The organism is Streptomyces spinosus, assembly GCF_020400655.1.
GTDB lineage: Bacteria > Actinomycetota > Actinomycetes > Streptomycetales > Streptomycetaceae > Streptomyces > Streptomyces argyrophylli.
Genome location: NZ_JAINRC010000020.1, coordinates 143895 through 168446, shown reverse-complemented (window position 1 = coordinate 168446; position 24552 = coordinate 143895). Strand labels below are relative to the sequence as shown.

At 74.4% G+C, this 24552-nt stretch carries 15 protein-coding genes and 3 tRNA genes; 10 read left to right on the top strand and 8 right to left on the bottom strand.

Going from position 1 to position 24552, the window contains the following annotated elements; translation table 11 throughout:
• Positions 1–3579: S8 family serine peptidase (locus LG395_RS33210; protein ID WP_225812315.1), on the bottom strand; the 3579-nt coding region annotated here is incomplete at its 3' end.
• Between the two features lie 179 nt (positions 3580–3758).
• On the opposite strand from LG395_RS33210, the gene LG395_RS33205 reads away from it, so the two are divergent.
• The 5 genes from LG395_RS33205 (at position 3759) to LG395_RS33185 (ending at position 12278) form a co-directional block, all read left to right on the top strand.
• A complete protein-coding gene (locus LG395_RS33205; RefSeq protein ID WP_225812314.1) occupies positions 3759–4256 on the top strand; it encodes a CU044_2847 family protein in 498 nt (165 codons plus the stop codon).
• Entirely contained in the window at positions 4256–6085 is a 1830-nt protein-coding gene (locus LG395_RS33200; RefSeq protein ID WP_225812313.1) for a VMAP-C domain-containing protein, read from the top strand. Before LG395_RS33205 ends, LG395_RS33200 begins: the two co-directional genes overlap by 1 nt.
• A 42-nt stretch (positions 6086–6127) precedes the next feature.
• On the top strand, positions 6128–7147 hold the full coding sequence (locus LG395_RS33195; RefSeq protein ID WP_171156624.1) for an AAA family ATPase: 1020 nt from the start codon (positions 6128–6130) through the stop codon (positions 7145–7147).
• Positions 7148–7165: 18 nt separating this feature from the next.
• On the top strand, positions 7166–11083 hold the full coding sequence (locus LG395_RS33190) for an SAV_2336 N-terminal domain-related protein (RefSeq protein ID WP_225812312.1): 3918 nt from the start codon (positions 7166–7168) through the stop codon (positions 11081–11083).
• A 157-nt stretch (positions 11084–11240) separates the two neighbouring features.
• Entirely contained in the window at positions 11241–12278 is a 1038-nt protein-coding gene (locus tag LG395_RS33185; protein ID WP_171156621.1) for a rod shape-determining protein, read from the top strand.
• A gap of 19 nt (positions 12279–12297) precedes the next feature.
• On the opposite strand, the gene LG395_RS33180 is transcribed toward LG395_RS33185, so the two are convergent.
• The 3 genes from LG395_RS33180 to LG395_RS33170 form a co-directional block, all read right to left on the bottom strand.
• A complete protein-coding gene (locus LG395_RS33180; RefSeq protein WP_225812311.1) occupies positions 12298–13251 on the bottom strand; it encodes an anti-sigma factor RsbA family regulatory protein in 954 nt (317 codons plus the stop codon).
• Positions 13248–13619 carry an STAS domain-containing protein gene (locus tag LG395_RS33175; RefSeq protein WP_225812310.1) on the bottom strand — a complete coding sequence of 124 codons (372 nt, stop codon included), beginning with the start codon at positions 13617–13619 and terminating at the stop codon, positions 13248–13250. Before LG395_RS33175 ends, LG395_RS33180 begins: the two co-directional genes overlap by 4 nt.
• Before the next feature lie 429 nt (positions 13620–14048).
• On the bottom strand, positions 14049–14375 hold the full coding sequence (locus LG395_RS33170; RefSeq protein WP_225812309.1) for a hypothetical protein: 327 nt from the start codon (positions 14373–14375) through the stop codon (positions 14049–14051).
• A gap of 261 nt (positions 14376–14636) precedes the next feature.
• On the opposite strand from LG395_RS33170, the gene LG395_RS33165 reads away from it, so the two are divergent.
• A complete protein-coding gene (locus LG395_RS33165; RefSeq protein ID WP_225812308.1) occupies positions 14637–17054 on the top strand; it encodes a helicase-associated domain-containing protein in 2418 nt (805 codons plus the stop codon).
• A 127-nt stretch (positions 17055–17181) separates the two neighbouring features.
• On the opposite strand, the gene LG395_RS33160 is transcribed toward LG395_RS33165, so the two are convergent.
• The 3 genes from LG395_RS33160 to LG395_RS33150 form a co-directional block, all read right to left on the bottom strand.
• Positions 17182–17258 (bottom strand) — tRNA-Ile (locus tag LG395_RS33160).
• Between the two features lie 175 nt (positions 17259–17433).
• Positions 17434–17506: transfer RNA gene (locus LG395_RS33155), tRNA-Asn, on the bottom strand.
• Positions 17507–17512: 6 nt separating this feature from the next.
• Positions 17513–17585: transfer RNA gene (locus LG395_RS33150), tRNA-Asn, on the bottom strand.
• Between the two features lie 157 nt (positions 17586–17742).
• On the opposite strand from LG395_RS33150, the gene LG395_RS33145 reads away from it, so the two are divergent.
• From LG395_RS33145 to LG395_RS33130, 4 genes are all read left to right on the top strand, one after another.
• Positions 17743–18048, top strand: a complete 306-nt coding sequence (locus tag LG395_RS33145) for a YtxH domain-containing protein (RefSeq protein ID WP_171156606.1) — start codon at positions 17743–17745, stop codon at positions 18046–18048.
• Between the two features lie 34 nt (positions 18049–18082).
• Positions 18083–19522: a xylulokinase gene (locus LG395_RS33140; RefSeq protein ID WP_171156604.1), complete on the top strand. Its 1440-nt coding sequence runs from the start codon at positions 18083–18085 to the stop codon at positions 19520–19522.
• Positions 19523–19627: 105 nt separating this feature from the next.
• The gene (locus tag LG395_RS33135; protein WP_171156602.1) at positions 19628–21361 is read left to right on the top strand and encodes an ABC transporter ATP-binding protein; all 1734 of its coding nucleotides are present in this window, start codon (positions 19628–19630) and stop codon (positions 21359–21361) included.
• Positions 21361–23289 carry an ABC transporter ATP-binding protein gene (locus tag LG395_RS33130; RefSeq protein WP_171156600.1) on the top strand — a complete coding sequence of 643 codons (1929 nt, stop codon included), beginning with the start codon at positions 21361–21363 and terminating at the stop codon, positions 23287–23289. The genes LG395_RS33135 and LG395_RS33130 overlap by 1 nt, the downstream gene beginning before the upstream one ends.
• A gap of 37 nt (positions 23290–23326) precedes the next feature.
• Here the strand turns inward: LG395_RS33130 and LG395_RS33125 are convergent, their stop codons facing one another.
• Positions 23327–24526, bottom strand: a complete 1200-nt coding sequence (locus tag LG395_RS33125; RefSeq protein ID WP_263983337.1) for an RNA polymerase sigma factor — start codon at positions 24524–24526, stop codon at positions 23327–23329.
• Positions 24527–24552 lie beyond the last annotated feature (26 nt).

The following is a 24552-nucleotide window of genomic DNA, read 5'->3' as shown; positions in this document are numbered from 1 at the left end:
CGCCACCGCTCCCCCCTTGTCGTCCCGGGCCGAGGCCCGCAGCGAGACGGAGGACGCGCCGCGGGGCCCGCGCCGGGGCCCGCGCCAGGAGGTGTCCCGGCCGGTGCTCAGGGGGACCGTCCGCCAGGTCGTGCCGTCGTCGTACGACACCTCCAGCCGGCCGCCGCCGAGCCTGCCGGTGCCCGGGGCGTGCGCCACGTACGCGGCGCCGATCCCGACCGGTACCCGCTGCCCGCCGCGCACGGCACCGGCGAGGCCGGTGTCGAGGTCGTAGGAGAGGTTGATCAGCGGCAGGTACGTCCAGTGGTCCTCGGGGGTGGCCGCCGAGCGGAAGGTCCACTCGGTGTGGCCCCGGGTGCCGAGCGGCCACCGGGCGGCGTCGAGGGCGGTGTCGGTGACGACCTGGTAGGTGTGCTCGTCGGCGGGCGCGTCCCAGACGTAGGCGGCGGAGCCGGTGTTCCGGTCGGCCAGGGTGCCGTCGAGCCGGACGGAGGTGGTCTGGCGCATCCCGCTGTCCTCGCTCCACACGTCGCCGAAGCCGGTGTGGTCGGGTCCGCCGTCGCCCCAGCCGGGCACGTTCACCTGGATCCGGTTCCCGGCCCGCTGCTGGCCCCAGCCGAGTCCGGTGCCCAGCCAGGGGTGCCACACCGGCCGGAACCAGTGCAGCTCCGGCCGGGTCCCGCCGTCGTAGCGGACGAGCCCGCCGCGCTCCTCCAGCGCGCCGTCGCCGGCGGTGACGGACTCGTGCCACAGCTGGCCGGGGCCGGTGGAGACGTAGTCGGTGCGCTCGGCGGGCAGGGCGACGCGCTCCCGGAAGCCGAGGCCGACCGGGAAGGTGCCGGTGATCGAGTAGCGGAACTCGTCGCCGCTCCGCGGCCCCGCGGCGTGGAAGGTGACGTGCACGGCGGCCAGTCGCCGGGCGCCGGGCGCGTACGTGAGGTCCCGGTCGGGGACGGCTCCGCGGTGGCCCTCGGAGAGGTCGTACACGTACGGCGAGTCGGTGGTGCCGGTCATGTCCGCCCGGCCCGCCGCCCTGAGGCGCGCCGCGTCCGCCTGGTCGACGGTGGCGATCAGCAGGGGCCGGTCGGCGTTGTCGTCGGTACCCCACCAGGCCATCAGCCGGCCGGGCACGTCGTCCGTGACGAACAGGGCCCGGGCACCCGCGTCCTGCGCGGCCCGCGCGAGCGCGGCCGGGTCGGCGCCGGGGGCGAGGCGGGCGAGGACGGCCTTGCCGGACACCCCGGTGACGGGCCCGTCGCCGACGTCCACCAGCGGGAGCCGGGTGCGGCCCGCGGTGAGGGTGCCGCCCGGCTGGACGGTGGCCTCGCCGACGCCCTCGACCTCCAGCCGCGGCTTGGCCAGCCGCCACACGGTCCGGTACTCGAAGGTGCCCTGCGTGACCCGTGGAGTGGGCGCGGCGAAGACGCTGTCGTAGGTGAGGGGCACCTGGACCGCGCCGAACAGGTCGGCGCCGTTCGCGTTCCGGTCGTACTCCATGACGAGCTGGCGGGTCTCGGTGCGCCGGTCCACGTCCGCGCGGACCTCGCGCAGGGTGCGGCCGTCCAGGGTGATGTCGCGGTCCCGGTCGAGGGTGATCTCGGGGGCGGTGAGGAAACCGAGGCCGAGGGAGTCGGGGCCGTGGCTGCCGGGCACGTCGAGGAAGGTGGCGAGGGAATAGGTGCCGGGTTCGAGACGCAGCCGGAGCGTGCCCGAGTCGCCGACGCGGGCGGGTTCGGCGTCCGCGCCCTCGGCGAGCCGCCGCACGGTGAGGTCGGCGGCGGCGGGCGCGCCCGACCGGTCCTTGACGTGGACGGTGAGCGTGTACCGCTCCTCCTCCTTGACCAGTCCGAACACGGTGTGCGCGACCGGGTCGCCGGCCGGGTCGGTGGCCACGATCTGCCCGCTGGTGGCGCCTGTCGGAGCCTTGGCGGCGTGGCCGGTGACGGTGGTGGAGGCCGTGCCGTGGGCGGGCACGGTGAGACGGTCGTCGGCGAGGCGGGCGACGCCGTCCGGGGCGCCCCGCACCGACAGCCGCAACTCGGCCGGCGAGCCGGAGGAGTTGGTGTAGGTGACGGTCCGGGTGACCGGTTCGTCCGCCGCGTACGGCCAGCGGTGGAAGCCGAGGTCGGCGCTGCCGGTGGCGGTCACCGTCGCGCGCACCGCGTCCGGCACGCTCACCCGGCCCGCGCCCAGGGTGTAGGCGGGGGCGTCGAGCTGTGCGGAGCTGGACATCAGCGCGTCCTTCAGCCGCGCGCCGGTCCAGTCCGGATGCCGCTCGGCGAGCAGTGCCGCGGCCCCCGCGACCTGGGGGGTGGCCATGGAGGTACCGCTCATGGAGGTGTAGGGGCCGGTGCCGCCGGTGAGCCCCGAGCGGGCGGCGAGGATGTCCACGCCGGGGGCGGCGAGGTCGGGTTTGAGGGCGTTGTCGCCGTACCGGGGTCCGGCGGAGCTGAACCAGGCGGCCTGGTCGGCGGAGTCGACGGCGCCGACGGTGAGGGCGGCGTCGGCGGCGCCCGGTGAGCCGATGGAGGAGGGGGCGCCGGTGTTGCCGGCGGCGACGACGAACAGCGCGCCGGTCTCCTGCGAGAGGGTGTCCACCGCCTGTGCCATGGGGTCGGTGCCGTCGCTCGCCTCCGTGGAGCCCAGGCTCATGGAGACGATCCGGGCGTGCACGTCCCGTGCCGCCCACTCCATCCCGGCGATGATCTGGGACTCGCTGCCCGAGCCCTGGTCACCGAGCACCTTGCCGACGGCGAGGGTCGCGCCCGGCGCCACCCCCTTCTCCTTGCCGTCGGAGGCGGCGCCGCTGCCGCCGACGGTGGAGGTGACGTGGGTGCCGTGGCCGTTGCGGTCGGCGACGTCCTGGCCCTCGACGAAGCTCTTGGCGGCGCTCACCCGGTCCACGAGGTCGGGATGGCCGAGGTCGGCGCCGGTGTCCAGGACGGCGACGGTGACGCCCTTGCCGGTCAGCCCCGCGTCCCAGGCCGCCGCCGTGCCGATCTGGGCGTTGCTCTCGGCGAGTTCGGCCTTCACCCGCCCGTCGAGCCACACCTTGTCGATGCCGGGCGTCCGGGTGAACGACCGCCAGAAGGCGCGCCCTCTGCCGGCCTCCACGGCGGCGCCGCGCAGGCTGGGCAGCGCACGGGTCCGCTCGGCACCGGCCGGGGTCGCCGCCCGCGCGTTCCTGCCGTAGGCGACGATCAGCGGCAGGGTGCCGGCCTGGGCGTCGGTGAGCCCCTGCCGGATCAGCCCGCTGACGTCGAACAGCCGCCGGTCCAGGGTGCCGGCCCGCAGATACGGCAGTGCCTCGTCCGGGACGACGGTGAGGCGGCCGTCGACGCGTTGTGTGCGTACGGCGCCGGTGGCGCCCACGGGCCGTTGTACGGTGACGGTCTGTCTGCCGTGCCCGAGGTCGGTGACGGCCACCTTGTCGCCGGTGACGAGGGTGACGGTGGTGGTGCCGCTCGCGCCGGGGCCCTGGGGACGCGGTGCCGCGACCGCCGGGCCGGCCGGGAGCAGGGCGCTCACCAGCCCCGCGGCGAGCAGGGCGGCCCCGCGTCTGACTGATCCTGTGCTCATCCACGCCTCTTCTCGTGTGCGCCGAGTGCGTCGCGTGCTGGAACGAGTGTGATGTGCCGCTTGTCGTACGGGAGTTGGCCGGCGCTGACGGAAAGACGCCGTGGCGGGTTCTCGCCCGCCCCGGAACACGGCCCGCTCCTCGGTGCCGTATGTGTGACTCCCGCCGCACCGTCCGTAACATGGGGTGGTCACTGGTCGGGTACGACGGGGGAGCGAGCGTCACCGTGGACGAATTGGTGGAGTTCAGGACCGAGGACGGCGCGCTCGTCGTGGTGGAGGGCGCCGCGGGCACCCGGTCGGGAGCCCGCCTCGTCTCGCGCGGCGACGGACCGGCGCAGGCCGCGCGCACCTTCGAGGGAGCGCTCGACGGCGTACGGGCGGCCGCCGCGTCCGCGCTGCGGGTCTTCCGGGACGGCAGCCTGTGCCCGGACGCGGTGGAGATCGAGTTCGGTGTGCGGCTGTCCGCCGAGGCCGGTGCCGTCATCGCGAAGGGGTCGGCGGAGGGCCATCTCGTCGTCAAGCTCAGCTGGTCCCCCGGGCAGGTGCCGGACCAGGCCGCCGTGGTGCAGCACCCGCCCGCGCGGGCCGCGTCCGCGCAGCACGCCTCACCGCCGGCCCTGCCCGGCCAGGCCACGCCCGACCGGACCGTGCCCGGCCCGGAGTCCGCCGACCGGTGATGCGTGCCGCTGCCTGGCAGGCCCGGATCGCCTGCGGCGACGCGGTCGGGGCGGGATTCCTGGTCACCGGCCGCCGGCTGCTCACCTGCGCCCACGTCGTGGGCCGGAGCGAGGCGGCGGCGGTGACCGTCACCTTCCCGCACGCCAGGGAGCTGGGCGTGCTGTCCGCCTCGGTCGTCGCCCACGGCGGCTGGGCGGGCGAGGTCACCGACCCCGGCGATGTCGCCGTGCTCGAACTGGACCGTGACGTCCCGCTCGCCCCGGCCGGTTTCGCCCCGCCCGACGCCGCGTACACCGAGCCGTACCCGCGGCTGGTCGCGTACGGCTTCCCCGAGGGCTACGACGAGGGCACGCTCGCCGAGTGCCAGGCCGTCTCCGGCCAGTTGATCGCCGGGGAGTGGCTGGAGCTGGTGGCGTGGCAGGGGCACGGGCAGCCGCTCGTGGACGGGTTCAGCGGGGCGGCGGCGACGCTCCCGGACGGCCGGGTGGCCGGGATGGTCACCGCGGCCGTGGGGTCGTCGCCGGACGTGCGCAAGGGCCGGATGCTGCCACCGGACGTGCTGGCCCGGTACTGGCCCGAGCTGGGCGAACTGGTGCCCGCGCCCGGCTCGGACGACGCCCGCAGGCGGCTGTACGCCCTGCTGCGCCGGGCCGGGGCCGCCGCGGGCCGGGTGGGCGACCCGAACCGGCTGTACGTGGACGCGGTGGGCGCCTTCGGGCCCCCGCTGCCCCCGGGCGGTTTCCCCTCGCTGTGGGCCGCCGCCGCCTACGTGCAGTGGGAGGTCCCCGATCCGCGGGCGGTGGACAGGTTCGCCGGCCGGCTGCTGGAACTGCTGGAGGCCAAGGCGGCGTTACCGACCCCGGCGGCCCCGGACACCCGGGCCCCGGACACCCCGGCCCCGGACACGCGGGTCCCGGCCGGCACGCCGGCGGCCCCCGCCTGGTCCCCGGTCGTCGTGGAGATCGACCACAGCGGTGCCGGTCCCGACCAGGTGACGGTGGAGGTGTCCGCCTACCGCGACGGGCGGCGTCGGCCGGTGGGCGCCCGCAGGCTGCCGCGCACCGGGGTGCGGGCCTACGTCCAGAGCCGCATCGACGAAGCCGTCGCCCACCTCGCCCCCGACGCGGACGAGCTGGTGACGTTCGTCCTGCCGCGCGAGTGGCTCAACGAGGCGGTGGCGCACTGGGAGTGCGGCACGGACGACAGCACACCGCTCGGCTGCGCCTACCCCCTCGTGGTGACCGACCGGGCGCGCCACCACAGCGGCCGGCTGCGCCACCAGCTGCGCAAGAAGTGGCAGAAGCTGGACTCCGGCGGCGGGGTCGAGGTGCACCGGGTCGAGTGCGGCACCCGGGAGCGGCCGCCCAGCCTGCGCAAACGGCTCTGGGACGGCGACGCCGGGGTGGCGGGTTACGCGGCCCCGCCCGCCGCGGCACGGCAGCACTTCGAGGTCGGTCTCACCGTGCCCGTCCCGATCCTGCTGTGGCCGCGCACCGGTTCCCCCTGCGCCGCGCACGAGGACCCGCCCGGCCCGCGCACCGGGCCCGCCGCTCCCCCCGGTCCCGGCACCGCCCCCGCCGATCCACCCCGCGCGGACACCGCCCCCGCTGGTCCGCCCTGCCCCGGCACCGCCTTCCTCGACCGGCTCGCCGCCTCGGTCGCCGGTGTGCCGCCCGCCGAACTCCCGCGCCACGTCCTGTCGTTGCGGCTGACCGCGGACGCCGCCGACGAGCCGGAGCTGCACTGGGCGAGAGACCTCCAGCTGCTCTGGGACGACCCGCGCTGCTTCCCCGGGACCACCGCGAGCCTGCACTCGCCCGTCGCCTGACCCACCGCCCGGCCGAACCGCCCCCACGGAGAAGAAGAGCCCATGCCCCTGTGGCCCGTCTACACCGGTACGAACGCGCCGCACGACGGCATCACCGAGCTGCCCCCGCCGCCGCCCTGGCGGGACTTCGACGGCGGGCCGGCGCTCCCGGCACCGGACGCGTCCGCCGACGCCTCCGCCGTCTCCCCCGACCGCACCCACCGCGCCGAGACGTACCAGGCCACCGCGGAGACGGTCCAACTGGTCAACGCGGCCCTGTACCTGCGCCGCCCGCTGCTGGTCACCGGCCCGCCCGGCACCGGCAAGTCCTCGCTCGTGTACGCGGTCGCCCGTGAGCTGCGGCTCGGCCCGGTGCTGCGCTGGAACATCACCAGCCGCAGCACGCTCCACGACGGCCTCTACCAGTACGACCCGCTCTCGCGGCTGTACGCGGCCCGGCAGGGCGGGGCCGGGGACGCGGACGACCGGTCGGGCGTCGAGCACCATCTGCGCCTGGGCCCGCTCGGTACCGCCCTCCTGCCGTACGCCCGGCCCCGCGCGCTGCTCATCGACGAGATCGACAAGAGCGACCTCGACCTGCCCAACGACCTGCTGAACGTGCTGGAGGAGGGCCAGTACGAGATCCCCGAGCTGGTGCGTGCCGCGCGGCACGCGCCGGACGGCGTCGCCGAGGTGCTGGCCGACGGCACCGACGAGCGGGTCCCGGTGGCCCGCGGGCGGGTCCGCTGCCGGGCCTTCCCCTTCGTCGTCCTCACCAGCAACGGCGAGCGCGAGTTCCCGCCCGCCTTCCTGCGCCGCTGCGTCACCCTGCACCTGCGGCAGCCCGACGACCGGCAGCTCGCCGGGATCGTCCGCGCCCACCTGGGCGAACCCGACGCCCACGCGCGCACCCTGATCGACCGGTTCCTGTCCCGCGCGGGCACCGGCGACCTGGCCACGGACCAGCTCCTCAACGCGATCTACCTGGCCCGCTCCGCCGACCTGGACGCCGATTCCCTCGACCGGCTGGCCGAACAGCTGATGCCGTACCTGGGGCAGACCGCGCCGTCCGACGTCTTCTGAGACCCCTGACGGCTCCTGATGGCTTCCGAATCCTCCCGGGCCGCTGAACGCCCCGGCTCCGCGGACCCCTTCGTCCGCCTGGCCGACATCCTGGCCGAGGCGTCCCACGGGGTGCGCCCGACCCCGCGGGAACTGGCCGAACTGCTCTGGCTGGCCCGGCACATGACGCCCGGCGCCGGCGACGACGCTCCCGCCGGCCCCGCCGCACCGGCCGCCGCCGGGCCCGGGACCCCGGACCGGGAAGCCCCGGCCTCGGCTCCGCCCCCTCCGCCGGGCGAGCCGGTGCGGGAGCCGGAGCCCGCCGCCCAGCCGCCCTCCCGCGTCCCCCTGTACCTGCCCGCCCGCCGTCCCGCCCCGGCCGCGAAGCGGTCCCACACCCCGCTCCTGGCCCCCGCGCCCCCGATGCTGCGCCACCCGCTCGCGCTGCAACGCGCGCTGCGCCCCCTGGGACGCCGGGTGGAGGCGCCCGTGGGCCTGGAACTGGACGAGCCGGCCACCGCCGACCGCATCGCCCGCCTCGGCGCCGACCCCGCCTGGTGGCTGCCGGTGCTGCGGCCCGCGCGGGAACGCTGGCTGCGCCTGAACCTGGTCCACGACACCGGCCCCACCATGCCGGTCTGGCGGCCCCTGGTCCGCGAACTGCACACGGTCCTCGCCCAGTCCGGCGCCTTCCGCACGGTCGCCCTGCACCGCGCCGCCGCCGACGGCACCGTGCACGGCCCGCACGCCCCCGCCGACGGCCGTACCGTCACCCTCCTGATCAGCGACTGCACGGGCCCGCAGTGGCGGGAGGGCCCCGCCGGCACCCGCTGGTTCGCCACCCTGCGCCGCTGGGCGCGACGGATGCCCCTTGCCGTCGTCCAACCGCTCCCGGAACACCTGTGGCGGGACACCGCCCTGCCCACCGTCCCGGGCACCCTGTCGGCCCCGCACCCCGCCGCCCCCACGGCGACGCTCGCGTTCACCCCGTACGAGCCGCCCGAGTCCGCCGTGTCCGGCGGCACGGTCCCGCTCCCCGTACTGGAGCCGGAGCCGCGGTGGCTCGCGCACTGGGCCGGGCTGCTCGCGGCCCCGGGCGGCGGGGGGTTCCCGGGCGCCGCCGCCCGGCTGGGGCGCCCCCTGCCGGCGGACGCCGCAGACCGTACGGACGTCGGGCTGCTGTCCGCCGAGGAACTGGTCCTGCGGTTCCGGGCGACCGCCTCCCCGGAGGCGGTCCGGCTGGCCGGCCATCTCGCGGTGGGCCGCCCCGACCTGCCGGTGATGCGCCTGGTCCAGGCCGCCGTCGAACCCGATCCGCGCCCCCGGCACCTGGCCGAGGTGATCGTCAGCGGGATGCTCACCACCGCCCCGGACGGCCCGCCCGGCTCCTATGCCTTCCGGGACGGCGTACGCGAGCTGCTGCTGCTCGGCCTGCCCCGCACCGAACGCCACCGCACCACCGGACTCCTGCGGAGCGTGGGCGAGTTCATCGACCGCAGGGCGGGCCGGGCACCGGGCGAGTTCCGGGCGTCGGTCCCGGCCGCGCGGGACGCGGGGACGGCCGCGGAGGGCGATCCGTTCGCCACGGTCAGCGAGGACAGCGTCCGGCGGCTGACCGCGGACGGCGCCGGGGAGCTGTTCGCGGGACGGTACCGGCTGCTGCGGCGGGCCGAGGACACGGACGGCACGGGCTGGCTCGCGCGGGACACCCGGGACGGTGACTCCCTCGTCGTGCTGCGCCGGTATCCGCCGGGCCCCTCCCCCGCCGCCTTCCTGGACCTCGGCCGGCGCCTCGGCGAGGTGCGCCACCCCGGGATCGCACGGGTGCGGGACCACGGCGTCGCCGACGGATCCCCGTACCTGGTCCGGGAGTCCGTCGCCGGCCCGACCCTGCGCCGGCGCCTGCGGGACGCCCCGGACGGCCTGCCCGCCGAGGAGGTCCGCGCACTGCTGCCGCCGCTGGCCGAGGCGGTCCTCGCCCTGCACGCGCAGGACGGGCCGCGCGGCGAGCTGACCACGCGCTCCGTCGTGCTCGCCGCCGGCGGGCCGGTGCTGACCTGCCTGGACTCCGCGCCACTGGTCCACGGGGACCGGGAGGAGGCGCTCCGGGCGCTCGGGGGCATCGCGCGCGCCCTGTACCCCGGCGCCTCCGACGTGCTCGGGACGGAGCTGGCCCCGGCCGTCGCCGCGCTGCTCTCCGGCGGCCCGGAGGAACAGCGGCGCGGTGCCGAGCGGCTGCTGCGGCTGGGGCGGGGGCCGCGGAGCGAGCCGGCCGCGGCGGCCGCCGGCCGGGCCGAGATCCACTTCACCGCCGACGGCCTCACCGGCCGCCCGGAGGCCCGCGTCACGCTCGAAGCCACCGTGCACGAGATCCTCGCGCGCGGCTCCCTCGGCCCCCGGCGCTACGAGGCGGAGGTCCGCCCGGACGGCTACCTGGTGCGCACCGCGCCCGGCGCCTATCTCCTGCCGGTCCTCGTCGCCGTGCTGCGCGAACTCCCCCAGGCGCTCGCCCGGCTGAGCGACCCGCCGCGGCTGCGGGTGACGTTCGGCCGGCCGCCCGTCCGGCCGCCGGAGGAAGCCGCGGACGTGGTGGTCGTCGTACCGCCCGCCCTCTACGACGACTTCGCCGCCAGCTCCGTCGCCCGGCGCTCGCAGCGGTTCCGGCCGCTGTTCCGCGACAGCGCCCCGGACAGCCCGCCGGCCGCCTGGTACTGCCCGCTCGGGCCGGGGTCCGCCGAGCCCGGGGAGCGGGATCTGGTGCGGGGCCCGTTCATCACGGCCGACCTGCGCGAGCTGGGCGTGCCCGCACCGGGGCGCACGGCCGTCGTCCACACCCGCCCCGGCGGCCCGCTGGCGCTGCTCGACCCGATCCGCCCCTACGGCACGCGTCCGCCCCGCCCGGAGACGTACTACACGGTCGACCTCACCCCGCACGAGACGCGGGAGATCGTGTCCCTGCCGAGTTCCGGCAAGGGCGCGTTCACCGCCGCGGTGAAACTGTCCTGGCGGGTCGACGATCCGGTGGCGTTCGTCCGCGCCGAGGTCACCGGTGTCTCCGGAGTCCTGCTGGAGCACCTGCGCGGCGCGGCGGCCCCCGTCACGGGCCGCTATCCGCCGCGCCGGGCGGGCGCGGCCCAGCGGGCGGTGAACGCCGCGGTGGACGACTGGCCGGTACCGGGACTGGCGGTGTCGTACGCCGTGCAGCTGGTCCCCGAGTGGGCGCCCGCGCCGGCGGCGGAGCCACCGGTCCCGTCCCGGCGGCGGCTGGCGGCGCTGCTGTCGGGCGCCGAGACGGTGCTGGTCGGCTTCGACGGGCCCCTCGCCCGGCTGTTCCCGGGGCAGACGGCCCGGGAGGCCGTCCTCGACCTGCTGTCCGTCGTCGCCGACCACCGCGATCCGCCGGACGCGCTCAGCGGCCGGCCGCTGCCGGTCGCGGGCGCCCTGGGCCGGGAGGCGTTCGCGCACCCGCTGGACCTGCTGCGCGCCTTCGCCCACGACGGGCTCGGCCCGCTGCTGCGGGCGCGGCTCGACGAGCTGGAGCTGCGGGCCGTGCCGGACGCGCCCACGACCCACCGCTCCCTCGCGCTCGTCCGTGCCCTGCACCGGTCCGGCCGCCGGGTCTGCGTGGTGACGGACGTGTCCACCCAGGCCGTCCACCGCTGTCTGGAGCCCCACCGGCTGCCCCTCGCGGGCGTCCACGGCCGCCGCGCCGACCTCAGCCTGCTCACGCCGCACCCCGACTGTCTGCTGCGCGCCCTGGACGCCGTCGGCACGCCGGCCCGCTCGTGTGTGCTGATCAGCTCCTCGGTCGCCGAACTCACCGCCGCCCAGCAGCTGGGCCTCCGCTTCGTCGGCTACGCGCCCACCGCCGCCGGCCGGCGCCTGCTGCGCGAGGGCGGCAGCGAGGTCACGGTCTCCTCCCTCGAACCGCTGGAGGAGGCCCTGCGCGCCCGCTGACACGCCGACACCCCGTGGCGGCCGGGAAATACGCCCGTTCGGCGGCACCCCGCCCGGCGGCCCAGGAAAGGCGCCCGCTCCCGGGCCAGCGCAGGATTCCAGTGAGCCCGCCGGACAGGCGGGAACCTCAAGGCCCGCGCACTCGGGAGGATCCGCCGTGACCGTCGACCTGGAGCGGCTGCGCCGCTGTCACTTCGCCGTCGACCTGGGGGCGGCCCGCACCCGGGTGTATGTGAAGGGCCCCGGTCTGGTCGTGGACCAGCCCTCGGTCGCCGCCGTGAACACCCGTACCGGCGCGCTGATAGCCGTGGGCGAGTTCGCGGAGAGGATGACGGGGCGCACCCCGGACTACATCAGGGTCGTACGGCCCATCGCCGGTGGCACGGTGGTGGACATCGAGATGGCCCAGCGGATGCTGCGGCACCTGCTCGGCGACAAGATGCGCCGGGCGCTGCGCCGCAGGCCCCGGCTGCGGGCGGCGGCCTGCGCCCCCTACGACGCCGATCCGCTGGCCCGGCGCGCCACGACGGAGACGCTGGTCGGGCTGGGGGCCAGGCGGGTGGAGCTGGTCGACACGCTGATCGCCGCCGCGGTGGGGTGCGGGCTGCCGGTGGAGCGGCCCGAGGCCACCATGGTGATGGTGTGCGGGGCGGCGGCGACCCAGGTCGCGGTGCTCTCGCTGGGCTCCATCGTCACCGCCGAGCGGATCCCGGTGGGCGGCGAGGCCGTGGACCACGCGATCGTGCAGCACCTGCGGCACGCGCACGCGCTGATGCTGCCCAGCCAGGCGGTGCGGCCGCTGCAACTGGCCCTGTCGGGCAACGGGCTGACCCCGCACGGTCCGGCGTCGACCGAGATCCACGGCCGGGACGTGGCGACGGGGCTGGCGCGCAGTGTGCGGGTGGACACCGCAGCCGTGCGCAACGCGATCCAGACGCCGCTGACGGCCGTCCTGGACGCCATCGGCAAGGTGCTGCGCGAGTGCCCGCCGGACCTGGTGGCCGACCTCGCCGACCGCGGGATCGTGATGGTCGGCGGTTCGGCGCTGCTGCCCGGCTTCGACCAGATGCTGCGGCGGGCCACCGGGATGCCGGTGCACATCGCCGAGCGGCCCGACGTGTGCGCGGCGCAGGGCCTGGGCGCCATGCTGGAGGGCCGGATCGAACCGCTGGTCCTGGACCCGCTCGCCACCTGAGCCCGTCCGGGGCGTGCCGTCAGCGGGGCAGGTAGGCGCGGATCGTCGTGCCCTGCGGGCCGGTGTGCGTACGGACCAGGTCCGCCACCAGATTGACCAGCAGCAGTCCGCGTCCGCCCCGCTGGTCGCGGGTGGCGGGGCGGCGGCCGGCCAGCGGGTCGGCGAGGCGGCCCTCGTCGCGGACCTCGCACAGCACGTACCCGTCCTCGGGCCACACGGTGAGGGTGCCGGTGCCGCCGCCGTGGACGACGCTGTTCGTGGTCAGCTCGGCGGTGATCAGCGCCAGGTTCTCCAGGCCCAGGCCGGTCAGGCCCAGCCGGGCGCCGTGGTCGGTGGCCAGGTGCCGTACGGCGGACAGGGAGTCCTCGTCGAAGGAGAGGCGCAGCACACCGGGGCCGGCGCCGGGGGCGGACGGGAGCGGCTCGTTGTAACGGGAGACCACGGTGTCGGGGTCGTAGGCCGCGCTGGGCCGTTCGGTGCCGGAGCCTTCCGCGATGACGACCGGGTGGGTGGCGTGCGCGTCGGCGAGCGCCCGCTCGTCCAGGCGGGCGGTGTCGTAGGGGCACAGGATGGTGACCGCGCGGCCCTGGAACGCGGCGTTGATGAGCGCCTCGTGCTGGGCGCAGGCCGGGTACTCGGCGGGGCTGCGGTCCGCCCAGACCGGCTCGCCGATGATGTGGACCCGGCGGCCGGGCTGCTGGGCGTCGGCGAAGGCGCGCAGCACACCGGGGATGATCCGGCCGGGGTTGCGTCCCGCCTCACGCATGTCGAGGAAGCGCACGGTGGCGCCGTCGGCGCCCAGCTCGTCCTTGATCAGCCGCAGGTTCTCGCCGGGGACGGCGACCGCGACCGGCTCGCCGGCCGTCAGCGCGGCCCGGACGAACGGCACGGTGCCGGCGAGGTACTCGCGCGCGCCGGCGTAGAAGAAGGCGGGATGCACGAACGGGTCCACGGGCTCGGTCGTGGTCGTCATGACGCCCGCACCTCGATCCCCGGCAGACCGGGCCACAGCAGGTCCAGTATCCGTGGCAGGGCGTGCGGGGGCCGGTCCAGCACCAGACGCCGGTGCCCGCCGAGGCCGCCGGCGGCGGCCGCCAGCGCGCCGGCGCCCGCGACGTCTACGAAGGTCAGCGCGGAAAGCTCCAAGTAGTACACGTCCTCGCCCTCGCGAACGGCCCGCTCCAGCGCGCGCTCCCAGATGCCGCGCGTGCGCAGGCTCACCTCCCCCGCCGCCCGGAATCCGCTCCGCCCGGCCAACGGGGACACGTCGAGCCGCGGCGCCGCGGGCTTCGGCCCCGGCACGACGGCCGGCCGGGGCCGCGCCGGTTCAGCTGCGTTCACGCCGTCTCCCAGCCGCACGGTTCCATGAGTGCCCAGTATGCGCCTCGGCTCCCCTGGACGGGGTGCGCGTCCGCGCGGGGCGGGCGGGCGAGGCGCCGCGCGGCCTTCGAGACCGGGGGGACGGGCCGGCGGTCAGTACGGCAGGATGCGTCCCGAGGGCGTCCTGCGGTCGATCTCCTGCCCGCGCGGCGCGGCGGGCCGCCGGCTGACACGTACCCGGATCCGACGGTCCATGAGGCCCTCCTGCTGCCGACACCGTCCGGCTGCGCGCCGGTAGGAGGTCCGTGCCCAGGACACGACCGCTTCAAGCCTGGACCGGCTCAAGTCTTCTCGCCGGCGCGGTGGTTGACGGGGGCCGGCCCAGGTTCTCCGCTCTGCGCCGAGGGCGGGGCCCGGCGGGCTGACGCGGTGCGTTGACGCCCCGTCAGCTCAGCAGTACTTGTCCTCGGCCCGCGTGTACCCGTCCGAGTAGCCGTCGGTGTAACCACGGGTGTAAGAGCCGTTGTTCCTGGCGAAGTTGTTGCTCCCACCGCTCTTCTCGCAGTCGTCCTTGGCGTCGGACCACCCGGCACGGAACCCGGCCTTGTAACCCTGCCGGTAGCTGTTGTCGCGCTGGAGCGTGGTGGTGGCGCCGGCGTGCGTTCCGCTCGGCGACGCCGCCGACGCCTGCTGGATGCCGACGGGGCTCAGGGCGAGAGTGGCGGCGATGAGGGTGGTGCCCAGGACGGCGGATCGCTTGCAGTGGCTGGCACGCATGATCTGCCCCCTTTGACGTATAGGTTACTTTCTGTCACTTTCCACCCTAATCACCCTGGTCACTCTCGCAACCGGCCGCACTCCGGCCACACGGGAACCCCCTTCTCATGGGGAGAGACGTTCCGCGGCCCTGTCCGCGTATGTGACGACGACCCCGCAGCACCCGCCCGATGCGCCATGCTTGGAGGCCGTACGGCACAGCGCCTCTCGCCCTGCCTGTCGGCGAAGCGCGGCATCCCCCTCGACGAGGTGCACTGATCAGTGAAGTCCGGTAAGTCGACCCTCGCGGCATGGCTCCACCACCTCGACGCCGAAGCGTTGGAGCAGGTGCTCACGGCACGGCCGGATGCCGTGTCCCCGCCGGAGCCCCGGTCTGTGAGCGAACTGGCCGAACGCCTGCAACGCCCGGGCTCGGTCGCGCTCGCGCTGCCCCGGCTCACGCTGCCCGCCCTCCAGACGACCGAAGCGCTGGCGGCACTGGGCGCGCCGGCCTCTCGGGACGCCCTGGCGAGCCTGTTGGACGCTACGGAGGACGAGGCCGCACGCGGTCTGGAAGCGGCGCTCCGGACACTGTCCACGTATGCGCTGGTCTGGCCGGACAGCGAGGGAACGCTGCGCATGGCCACGCCCTTGCGGCAGGCCTGGGACACGCCGCTCGGACTCGACCAGCCGCTGGCAACGCTGTTGAAGGACACGACCTCAGAGGAGTTGCGCCGCACGCTCATGGCTCTGGGCGTGCGGCCTCCCGGCACCAAACCGCAGCGCCTGGCGACGCTCGTGGAGCACCACAGCGACCCGGCACGCCTCGCCGCCGTGCTCGCTCAGGCACCGGGTGAGACCCGGAGACTGCTGGGGCGCAAGGCGGACCCCGCACACCGCCCGCGGGCGTTCGTCCCCTCCGGAGGGTGGTCGGCTCCCGAACCGGGCGCTCACTGGGCGCTGGAGCGGGGATTGCTGGTCCAGCCGCGATACGGCCATGGCCCTGTACGGATGCCCGCGGAGGTGGCGCTCGCCCTGCGCGGGCCGGACTGGCACGCTCCGTTCGACCCCACGCCGCCCGTCACACCCCTGGTACCCGTCTCCCCGGCGGAGATTGACAGTGAGGCGTCCGCCGCGGCCTCGGCCTTCGCCGTCCACGCCGCCTCGGTCCTGTCGGTGTGCGCGACGACTCCGCCCGCCCGGCTGAAGTCGGGCGGCGTCGGGTCCCGCGAACTGGCCAGAATCGGCAAGGCGGCACGCTGCGAGGAGCCCGTCGTACGCCTCACTCTCGAGACGGCGCACGCAGCCGGTCTCGTGGCCCGTGACGGTGACCGGGTCGCGACGACGGACGCCTACGACACCTGGGCGGAGTCGGAGCCCGCAGAGCGACTTCCGGTGTTGCTGCACGCCTGGTGGACACTTGGGCTCACCCCCTCACAGGCCCGGGACGACGACAACAAGGTGCTGCCCGCCCTGGCCGGGACCCCGTCGTGCACCGGCTGTCTCCAGGCCCGGAAGGGGCTGCTCGCCGCCGCTTCCCGTCTCCCGGCCGGGCAAGGTGCGAAGAACGCGGCCGAACTGGGTCCTCTTGCCCACTGGTCACGGCCACTGGCCGAGGTGCTGCCACAGGACGCGACACCCTTCATCACCGTGATCCGGGAGGCGGAGCTGGTCGGTGTCCTCGCTCGCGGTGCACTGTCCCCGATCGGCGCCGCTCTGCTGGCCGACAGCGGCGAGGAACTGGCCGCCGCCTGCCACCGCCTGCTTCCCGCCGCCACCGCGACGGCCCGTCTCGGCAGCGACCTGACCGCCGTCGTCACCGGCACGCCCGCAGCGCGGCTGGTCACGCTGCTGGACTCGTGCGCCGACCGGGAGACCAGCGGCACGGCTTCGCTGTGGCGGTTCAGCCCGGCGAGCGTCCGCCGCGCCCTGGACGCCGGCCGCAGCCCGGAGTCCATCGAGGCCGACTTGGCTGCCGTCGCCGCGGGCCCGCTGCCCCAGCCGCTGTCCTACCTGATCACGGACACGGCACGCAGCCACGGCCGGATCCGCGTCGCCTCGGCCGCCTGCGTCATCCACGGCGAGGAACCCGCCCTCCTCACCGAGATCGCCGCCCACCGCAAACTCTCCGGACTGGGCCTGCGGCGCCTCGCCCCGACCGTCCTCCTCAGCCGCACCCCGCTGGAGAAAACCCTCGCCGCACTGCGGACCGAGGGATACGCGCCGGTCGCGGAGGCAGCCGACGGGACCGTGCGCGTCGAACGGCCCCGCAGCCACCGGGCGACCACGCCGGTACCGCCCCCGCGCAAAGCGGCCGGCGGGCCCGGCACCGGTTCCCGTACGACCGACGCCCCGGAGCGAGCCGAACTGACCACACTGGCCACCCGGCTCGTGGGCACCCCGCTCGCCCCTCCCGAGCCCGACCCGTACGACGGCGTTACCTTCGCCACCGACACCGAAGAGATCATCGCCGGGTACGCGACCCGCCTCCCCTCGTGCGATGTCCGTCAACTCGCCCACGCCGTCGACAGCGGGGCGGCGGTCGTCATCGAGTACGCCGCCGCCACGGGCAGCCGCACGATCCGCACCATCAGTGACCTCGACCTCGATCCCCCGTATCTGCGTGCCTGGTGCCATCTGCGCGATGCGGATCGGGTGTTCACCCTGTCGCGGATCCACGGGGTGATGCCCCCGGCGTAACGCCGGAGCGGCGGACCGGGGCGTTCTGTCACAGCGGTCGCCCGCGCGTTCACCAAGGGGCGCGACGCGCCCAGTGGCGGGCGGCCCTCCTGCCGAAAGGAGACGCTCGCGCACGAGAGGCGAGATGTGGTGGGGCGGGTGGGACTCGAACCCACGGCCGACGGATTATGAGTCCGCTGCTCTAACCGGCTGAGCTACCGCCCCATAGCGGCGTGTCGCGTACAAGTGTGCGCGCCGTCTGCCGCAGCATAGCCGCTCATACGATCTCCTGCCTCGGATGGTCGGCTTCCGCGCTGCTCATGACCGTGAGGACAGCGCCGCAGGCCGCGACGGTTCCCGGGGACATGAAAAAGGACCCCGGAGGGGTCCTCGTTCAGCGCTCCCCCGACTGGACTCGAACCAGTAACCTGCCGGTTAACAGCCGGCTGCTCTGCCAATTGAGCTACGGAGGACCGAAGCTCCCCCGACTGGACTCGAACCAGTAACCTGCCGGTTAACAGCCGGCTGCTCTGCCAATTGAGCTACGGAGGATCGCCTCGTTGCATCGAACGTACCTACCTGGGTATTCGCCAGGGGGCGGGCGCTCGCTGCGACACATACATTAGCGCAAGCAGGGGGGTGCTTCGCCAATCGGTATCCCCGGCGCCAGCGCGGTACCAGAAACCTACGCACGGGAAGGGTGGCAGCCATGCGCTACCGGCTCACGTTCCTCGCCGGACTGGCCCTCGGTTACGTACTCGGCACCAGGGCCGGTCGCGAGCGCTACGAGCAGCTGAAGAAGTCGGCCCGCCGGATCGCGCAGAACCCCGCGGTGCGCAACACCGCCGAGACGGCCGCCCAGCAGGGCCGCGTCTACGCGGGCAAGGCCCTGCACACGGTCAGCGACAAGGTCGGCGACCGGGTCCCGGAGTCGGTGGCCCACCCCGTGCGCTCGCTGCGTGACCGCAACGGCGACGGCAGGACCGAGGACGACTGGGGCACCAGCAACACGTAAGGGCCACTCCCGGGAATGCGGCAAAATTCTCCGCATGGGGATAGTCGCCGGCTTGGACAGCTCACCGGACTTCACACGCATCGTGGTCTGCGACACGGACACCGGTGCCGTACTACGGCAGGGGTACGCCCCGCACCCGGTCGAGGGCCGGCCCAGCGACATCGACCCGCAGGCCTGGCTGCTCTCACTCGGTGAGGCGGCCGGCGGCGGGCTGCTGGAGGGCGTGCAGGCCATCGGCGTGTCGGCCCAGCAGAACGCGGTGATCCCGCTCGACGCCCAGGGCAACACCGTGCGTCCCGCGATGGTCGGCGGCGACAAGCGCGCCCAGGTCGCGGCCGCCGACCTCGTGGACGCGCTCGGCGGCCGGGAGGCGTGGGCGCAGGCGGTCGGATCCGTCCCGCAGGCGGCCCAGCCCGTCACCAAACTGCGCTGGCTCGCGAAGAACGAACCCGAGAACGCGTTGCGCACGGCCGTCCTGCTCCAGGCCCACGACTGGCTGGTGTGGCAGCTGCTCGGGCGCCCCGTGCGGCGGACCACCGACCGCGGCGGGGCCTCCGGCACCGGCTACTGGTCGGCGGCCACCGGCGCCTACCGGCCCGACCTGGTCGAGCTGGCCCTCGGTCACCAGGCGGTGCTGCCGGAGGTGATCGGCCCGTCCGACGCGGCCGGTACGACCCCGGAGGGCCTGCTGATCTCCGCCGGCACCGGGGAGACCATGGCCGCCGCGTTCGGGCTCGGCATCGGGCTGGGTGACGCGGTCGTGTCCCTCGGGGCGTCCGGCTCCGTGATGGCCGTGCACCCGGAGGCGCTCACCGACCAGTCCGGGATGATCACCTCCCTCGCCGACGCCACCGGCATGCACCTGCCGGTCGTCACCACTCTCAACGCCGTACGCGCCCTGCGCGGCGCCGCGGAGCTGCTCGGTCTGCCGGACCTGGAGAGCCTGTCCGAGCTGGCGATGAAGTCCACGCCGGGCTCGCACGGCCTGGTGCTGCTGCCGTACCTGGAGGGTGAGCGGACGCCGAACCTGCCGCACACCGCGGGGACCCTCGCGGGACTGCGGCGCGAGTCGATGAAGCCGGAGCACCTGGCACGGGCCGCGTTCGAGGGCATGCTGTGCGGGCTGGCCGACGCGCTGGACGTGCTGCGCGGGCGGGGCGTGGACGTGCGCCGGATCTTCCTGCTCGGCCCGGCCGCCGAGCTGCCCGCCGTACAGGCCTCGGCGCCGTCGCTGTTCGGCGCGCAGGTCGTCGTACCGCAGCCCGCCGACTACACGGCGATCGGCGCGGCCCGGCAGGCGGCCTGGGCGCTCGGCGTGTCGCAGGGCACGCTCGACCCCCGCACCCCGCCGGCCTGGCAGGGCGCGGCGGCCCAGGTGCTGGAGCCCGGCGAGGAGCTGGCCGTGGGGCAGGCGGTGCGTCAGCAGTACACGGCCGTACGGGAGCAGACCCATCCGGGGGCCTTCCGCTCGTGAGGACCGGCGGCGGATTAAACAGTTGAGGTAACGCCGGTGGAGTGTCCGACGATAGGGGCCAAGGGCAACCGACCAGCCCCTGTCGCCGACTCCGAGAGACGTAGCGTGCTCATACGACTTCTGCGGACCTATCTCAGGCCCTACAAGAAACCCATCGCCCTGCTGGTGGTGCTGCAGTTCCTGCAGACCTGCGCCACCCTCTACCTGCCCACCCTGAACGCGGACATCATCGACAACGGTGTCGTGAAGGGTGACACCGGTTACATCCTGTCCTTCGGTGCCCTGATGATCGGCATCTCACTGGTGCAGGTGGTGTGCAACATCGGTGCCGTGTACCACGGCGCCCGGACCGCCTCCGCGCTCGGCAGGGACGTGCGCGGTGCCGTCTTCGACCGGGTCCAGTCGTTCTCCGCGCGTGAGGTGGGTCACTTCGGGGCGCCCTCGCTCATCACCCGTACGACGAACGACGTGCAGCAGGTCCAGATGCTGGTCCTGCTGACGTTCACCCTGATGGTGTCGGCACCCATCATGTGCGTGGGCGGCATCGTGCTGGCCCTCGGACTGGACGTGCCGCTGTCCGGGGTACTGGTCGCGGTGGTGCCGGTGCTCGGCGTCTCGGTGACGCTGATCGTGCGCCGGCTGCGCCCGCTGTTCCGCGCGATGCAGGTCCGGCTGGACACGGTGAACCGGGTGCTGCGCGAGCAGATCACCGGCAACCGGGTGATCCGCGCCTTCGTCCGGGACGAGTACGAGCAGGGCCGGTTCGGGAAGGCCAACGGCGAGCTGACCGACATGCAGCTGGCCACCGGCCGGCTGCTGGCCCTGATGTTCCCGATCGTCATGACGGTGGTGAACCTGTCGTCCATCGCGGTGGTCTGGTTCGGCGCCCACCGGATCGACAGCGGCGGGATGGCCATCGGTGACCTCACCGCGTTCCTCGCCTACCTGATGCAGATCGTCATGTCCGTGATGATGGCCACCTTCATGTTCATGATGGTGCCGCGCGCGGAGGTGTGCGCCGAGCGCATCCAGGACGTCCTCGGGACCGATTCGAGCGTCGTACCGCCGGCGGCCCCGGTCACCGAGCTGCGGGCGCACGGGCACCTGGAGATCCGGGGCGCGGGCTTCCGCTACCCGGGTGCCGAGGAGCCGGTGCTGAAGTCCATCGACCTGGTGGCCCGGCCGGGGCAGACGACCGCCGTGATCGGCTCCACCGGCAGCGGCAAGTCGACCCTGCTGGGTCTGGTCCCCCGGCTGTTCGACGCCACCGAGGGCGAGGTCCTGGTGGACGGCGTGGACGTCCGCGAGGTCGAGCAGCACCTGCTCGCCCGGACGGTCGGGCTCGTGCCGCAGAAGCCGTACCTGTTCGCGGGCACCGTCGCGACCAACCTGCGGTACGGCAACCCGGACGCCACCGACGAGGAACTGTGGCACGCGCTGGAGGTGGCGCAGGCCGCCGGCTTCGTGCGGAAGCTGGAGGGCGGCCTGGACGCGCCGATCGCCCAGGGAGGCACCAACGTCTCCGGTGGCCAGCGGCAGCGGCTCGCCATCGCCCGCACGCTGGTGCAGCGCCCGGAGATCTACCTCTTCGACGACTCCTTCTCCGCGCTGGACTACGCCACGGACGCGGCCCTGCGCGCCGCGCTCGCCCGGGAGACCGCCGAGGCGACCGTCGTGATCGTCGCCCAGCGGGTGGCGACCATCCGGGACGCGGACCGGATCATCGTGCTGGACGAGGGCCGGGTGGTCGGTTCCGGCCGGCACGCCGAGCTGATGGCATCCAACGAGACCTACCGGGAGATCGTGCTCTCCCAGCTGACGGAAGCGGAGGCCGCCTGATGGCCGGGCCCATGGGACGCATGATGGCCGGGGGCGGCCCCGACCAGCGCTCGATGGACTTCAAGGGGTCGGGCAAACGGCTCGTCGCCCGGTTCGGACCGGAACGCCTCACGATCTACGGCCTGCTGCTGTGCGTGGTCGTCAGCGTGAGCCTGAGCGTGATCGGCCCGAAGATCCTCGGCCGGGCCACCGACCTGGTGTTCGCGGGCATCGTGGGCCGGCGGTTCCCGGCCGGCGCCACCAAGGAGCAGGTGCTCGACTCCCTGCGCGAGCGCGGCCAGGGCCGCATCGCGGACGTGCTGGGGGGCACCGACTTCACGCCCGGCAAGGGCATCGACTTCGACGCGGTCGGGCACGTCCTGCTGCTCGCGCTCGGTGTGTTCCTGGTCGCCGGCCTGCTGATGGCGGTCGCGACGCGGCTGGTCAACCGGGCCGTGAACCGCACGATGTACCGGCTGCGCCAGGACGTGCAGGCGAAGCTGTCGCGGCTGCCGCTGTCGTACTTCGACAAGCGCCAGCGCGGTGAGGTGCTGTCCCGGGCGACCAACGACATCGACAACATCGGGCAGACGCTCCAGCAGTCGATGGGCCAGTTGATCAACTCGGTGCTGACCATCGTCGGCGTGCTCGTGGTGATGTTCTGGGTGTCCTGGCTGCTGGCGCTGGTCGCGCTGGTCACCGTGCCGCTGTCGTTCGTGGTCGCCACCCGGGTCGGCAAGCGGTCGCAGCCGCACTTCGTGCAGCAGTGGCGCTCCACCGGCCAGCTGAACGCGCACATCGAGGAGATGTACACCGGGCACACCCTGGTGAAGGTGTTCGGGCGGCAGGAGGAGTCGGCCCGTCAGTTCGCCGAGCAGAACGAGGCGCTGTACCAGGCCGCGTTCAAGGCGCAGTTCCACAGCGGTGTGATGCAGCCGCTGATGATGTTCGTGTCGAACCTGAACTACGTGCTGGTGGCGGTCGTCGGCGGTCTGCGGGTCGCCTCCGGCGCCCTGTCCATCGGCGATGTGCAGGCCTTCATCCAGTACTCGCGGCAGTTCTCGATGCCGCTGACACAGGTCGCGTCGATGGCGAACCTGGTGCAGTCCGGTGTCGCCTCGGCCGAGCGGGTCTTCGAACTCCTGGACGCGGAGGAGCAGGAGGCGGATCCGGTGCCGGGCGAGCGGCCCGAGCAGCTGCGCGGGCGGGTGCGCCTGGAGCACGTGTCGTTCCGGTACGACCCCGAGAAGCCGCTGATCGAGGACCTGTCGCTCACGGTGGAGCCGGGGCACACGGTGGCGATCGTCGGCCCGACCGGCGCGGGCAAGACCACGCTGGTCAACCTGCTGATGCGGTTCTACGACGTCTCCGGCGGCCGGATCACCCTGGACGGGGTCGACATCCGGAGCATGACCCGGGACGAGCTGCGGGCCGGGATCGGCATGGTGCTCCAGGACACCTGGCTGTTCGGCGGCACCATCGCGGAGAACATCGCCTACGGCGCCTCCCGCGAGGTCACCCGCGGGGAGATCGAGGAGGCGGCACGGGCGGCCCACGCGGACCGCTTCATCCGCACCCTGCCCGACGGCTACGACACCGTGATCGACGACGAGGGCACGGGCGTCAGCGCCGGTGAGAAGCAGCTGATCACCATCGCGCGGGCGTTCCTGTCCGACCCGGTGATCCTGGTGCTGGACGAGGCGACGAGTTCCGTGGACACACGGACGGAGGTGCTGATCCAGAAGGCGATGGCCAAGCTGGCGTCCGGCCGCACGTCGTTCGTGATCGCGCACCGGCTGTCGACCATCCGGGACGCGGACACCATCCTCGTGATGGAGAACGGCTCCATCGTGGAACAGGGCGCGCACCAGGAGCTGTTGGCTGCGGACGGGGCCTACGCCCGGTTGTACAAGGCGCAGTTCGCGCAGGCGGTGGCCGAGGTCGACTAGGCACGAGAGGGGGGCCGCCGCGCGGCGGCGGCCCCCCTCAGTCCAGGTAGCCCCGCAGCTGGTCCGCGAACGCGTGGTCCCGGAGCTTGTTCAGCGTCTTGGACTCGATCTGGCGTATCCGTTCGCGGGTCACGCCGAAGATGCGGCCTATCTCCTCCAGGGTGCGCGGGCGGCCGTCGACCAGGCCGTACCGGAGCTGGACGACCTTCCGCTCGCGCTCCCCCAGCGTGGACAGCACCGCTTCCAGGTGCTCGCGCAGCAGCAGGAAGGCGGCGGACTCGACGGGGCTCGCCGCGTCGCCGTCCTCGATGAGGTCGCCGAGCGCGACGTCGTCCTCCTCGCCGACCGGCGCGTGCAGCGACACCGGCTCCTGGGCGAGCCGCAGCACCTCGCCGACCCGCTCGGGCGGCAGGTCCAGATGGGCGCCGACCTCCTCCGCCGTCGGCTCGTAGCCGCGCTCCTGGAGCATCCGCCGCTGGACCCGCACGACCCGGTTGATCAGCTCCACGACGTGGACCGGGACCCGGATGGTGCGGGCCTGGTCGGCGAGGGCGCGGGACATGGCCTGCCGGATCCACCAGGTGGCGTAGGTGGAGAACTTGTAGCCGCGCGCGTAGTCGAACTTCTCCACGGCCCGGATGAGCCCGAGGTTGCCCTCCTGGACGAGGTCGAGCATGGTCAGGCCGCGGCCGACGTACCTCTTGGCCACGGAGACGACGAGCCGCAGGTTCGCCTCGATGAGCCGGCGCTTGGCCATGCGGCCCATGACGACGAGCCGGTCCAGGTCCAGCGCGAGTTCGCTGTCCAGGTCGGGGGTGGTGCCGAGCTTCTCCTCCGCGAACAGGCCGGCCTCCACCCGGCGGGCCAGCTCGACCTCCTCGGCGGCGGTGAGGAGCGGGATGCGGCCGATCTCGCGCAGGTACTGGCGGAACAGGTCGGCGGAGGGCCCGCCGGACTCGACCCGGGCGACGGCCGGGACCTCGACGGGTTCCTCGGGCTCGTCCGCGAGCGCCTCGGCGGGCGGCTCCGCCTCGGGACGCAGGCCGGCAGGGCTCTGCGGGGGCACGGCCGCGAGGACGTCCGCCTCCGCGTCCGGGTCGTCCGCGGTGATGACGGTGGCGCTGGTGCTGCTGTCGGTCTGGGTGAGGGTCTGGGTCTGCACGGGGGCGACCTCCAGGATGATCGCTGCTGAAGGTGTGCGGCAGCGTGCGCTCCGAGGCTCGGGCACCGCCCCCAGTGTGGAGTACGACACAAGTCCGCCAC

Bases quoted from the DNA above. Each gene is read 5' to 3' on its own strand.
- LG395_RS33205 (WP_225812314.1), top strand. From the start codon at position 3,759: ATGGGGTGGTCACTGGTCGGGTACGACGGGGGAGCGAGCGTCACCGTG.
- LG395_RS33200 (WP_225812313.1), top strand. From the start codon at position 4,256: ATGCGTGCCGCTGCCTGGCAGGCCCGGATCGCCTGCGGCGACGCGGTC.
- LG395_RS33195 (WP_171156624.1), top strand. From the start codon at position 6,128: ATGCCCCTGTGGCCCGTCTACACCGGTACGAACGCGCCGCACGACGGC.
- LG395_RS33190 (WP_225812312.1), top strand. From the start codon at position 7,166: ATGGCTTCCGAATCCTCCCGGGCCGCTGAACGCCCCGGCTCCGCGGAC.
- LG395_RS33180 (WP_225812311.1), bottom strand. From the start codon at position 13,251: ATGACGACCACGACCGAGCCCGTGGACCCGTTCGTGCATCCCGCCTTC.
- LG395_RS33170 (WP_225812309.1), bottom strand. From the start codon at position 14,375: ATGCGTGCCAGCCACTGCAAGCGATCCGCCGTCCTGGGCACCACCCTC.
- LG395_RS33145 (WP_171156606.1), top strand. From the start codon at position 17,743: ATGCGCTACCGGCTCACGTTCCTCGCCGGACTGGCCCTCGGTTACGTA.
- LG395_RS33140 (WP_171156604.1), top strand. From the start codon at position 18,083: ATGGGGATAGTCGCCGGCTTGGACAGCTCACCGGACTTCACACGCATC.
- LG395_RS33130 (WP_171156600.1), top strand. From the start codon at position 21,361: ATGGCCGGGCCCATGGGACGCATGATGGCCGGGGGCGGCCCCGACCAG.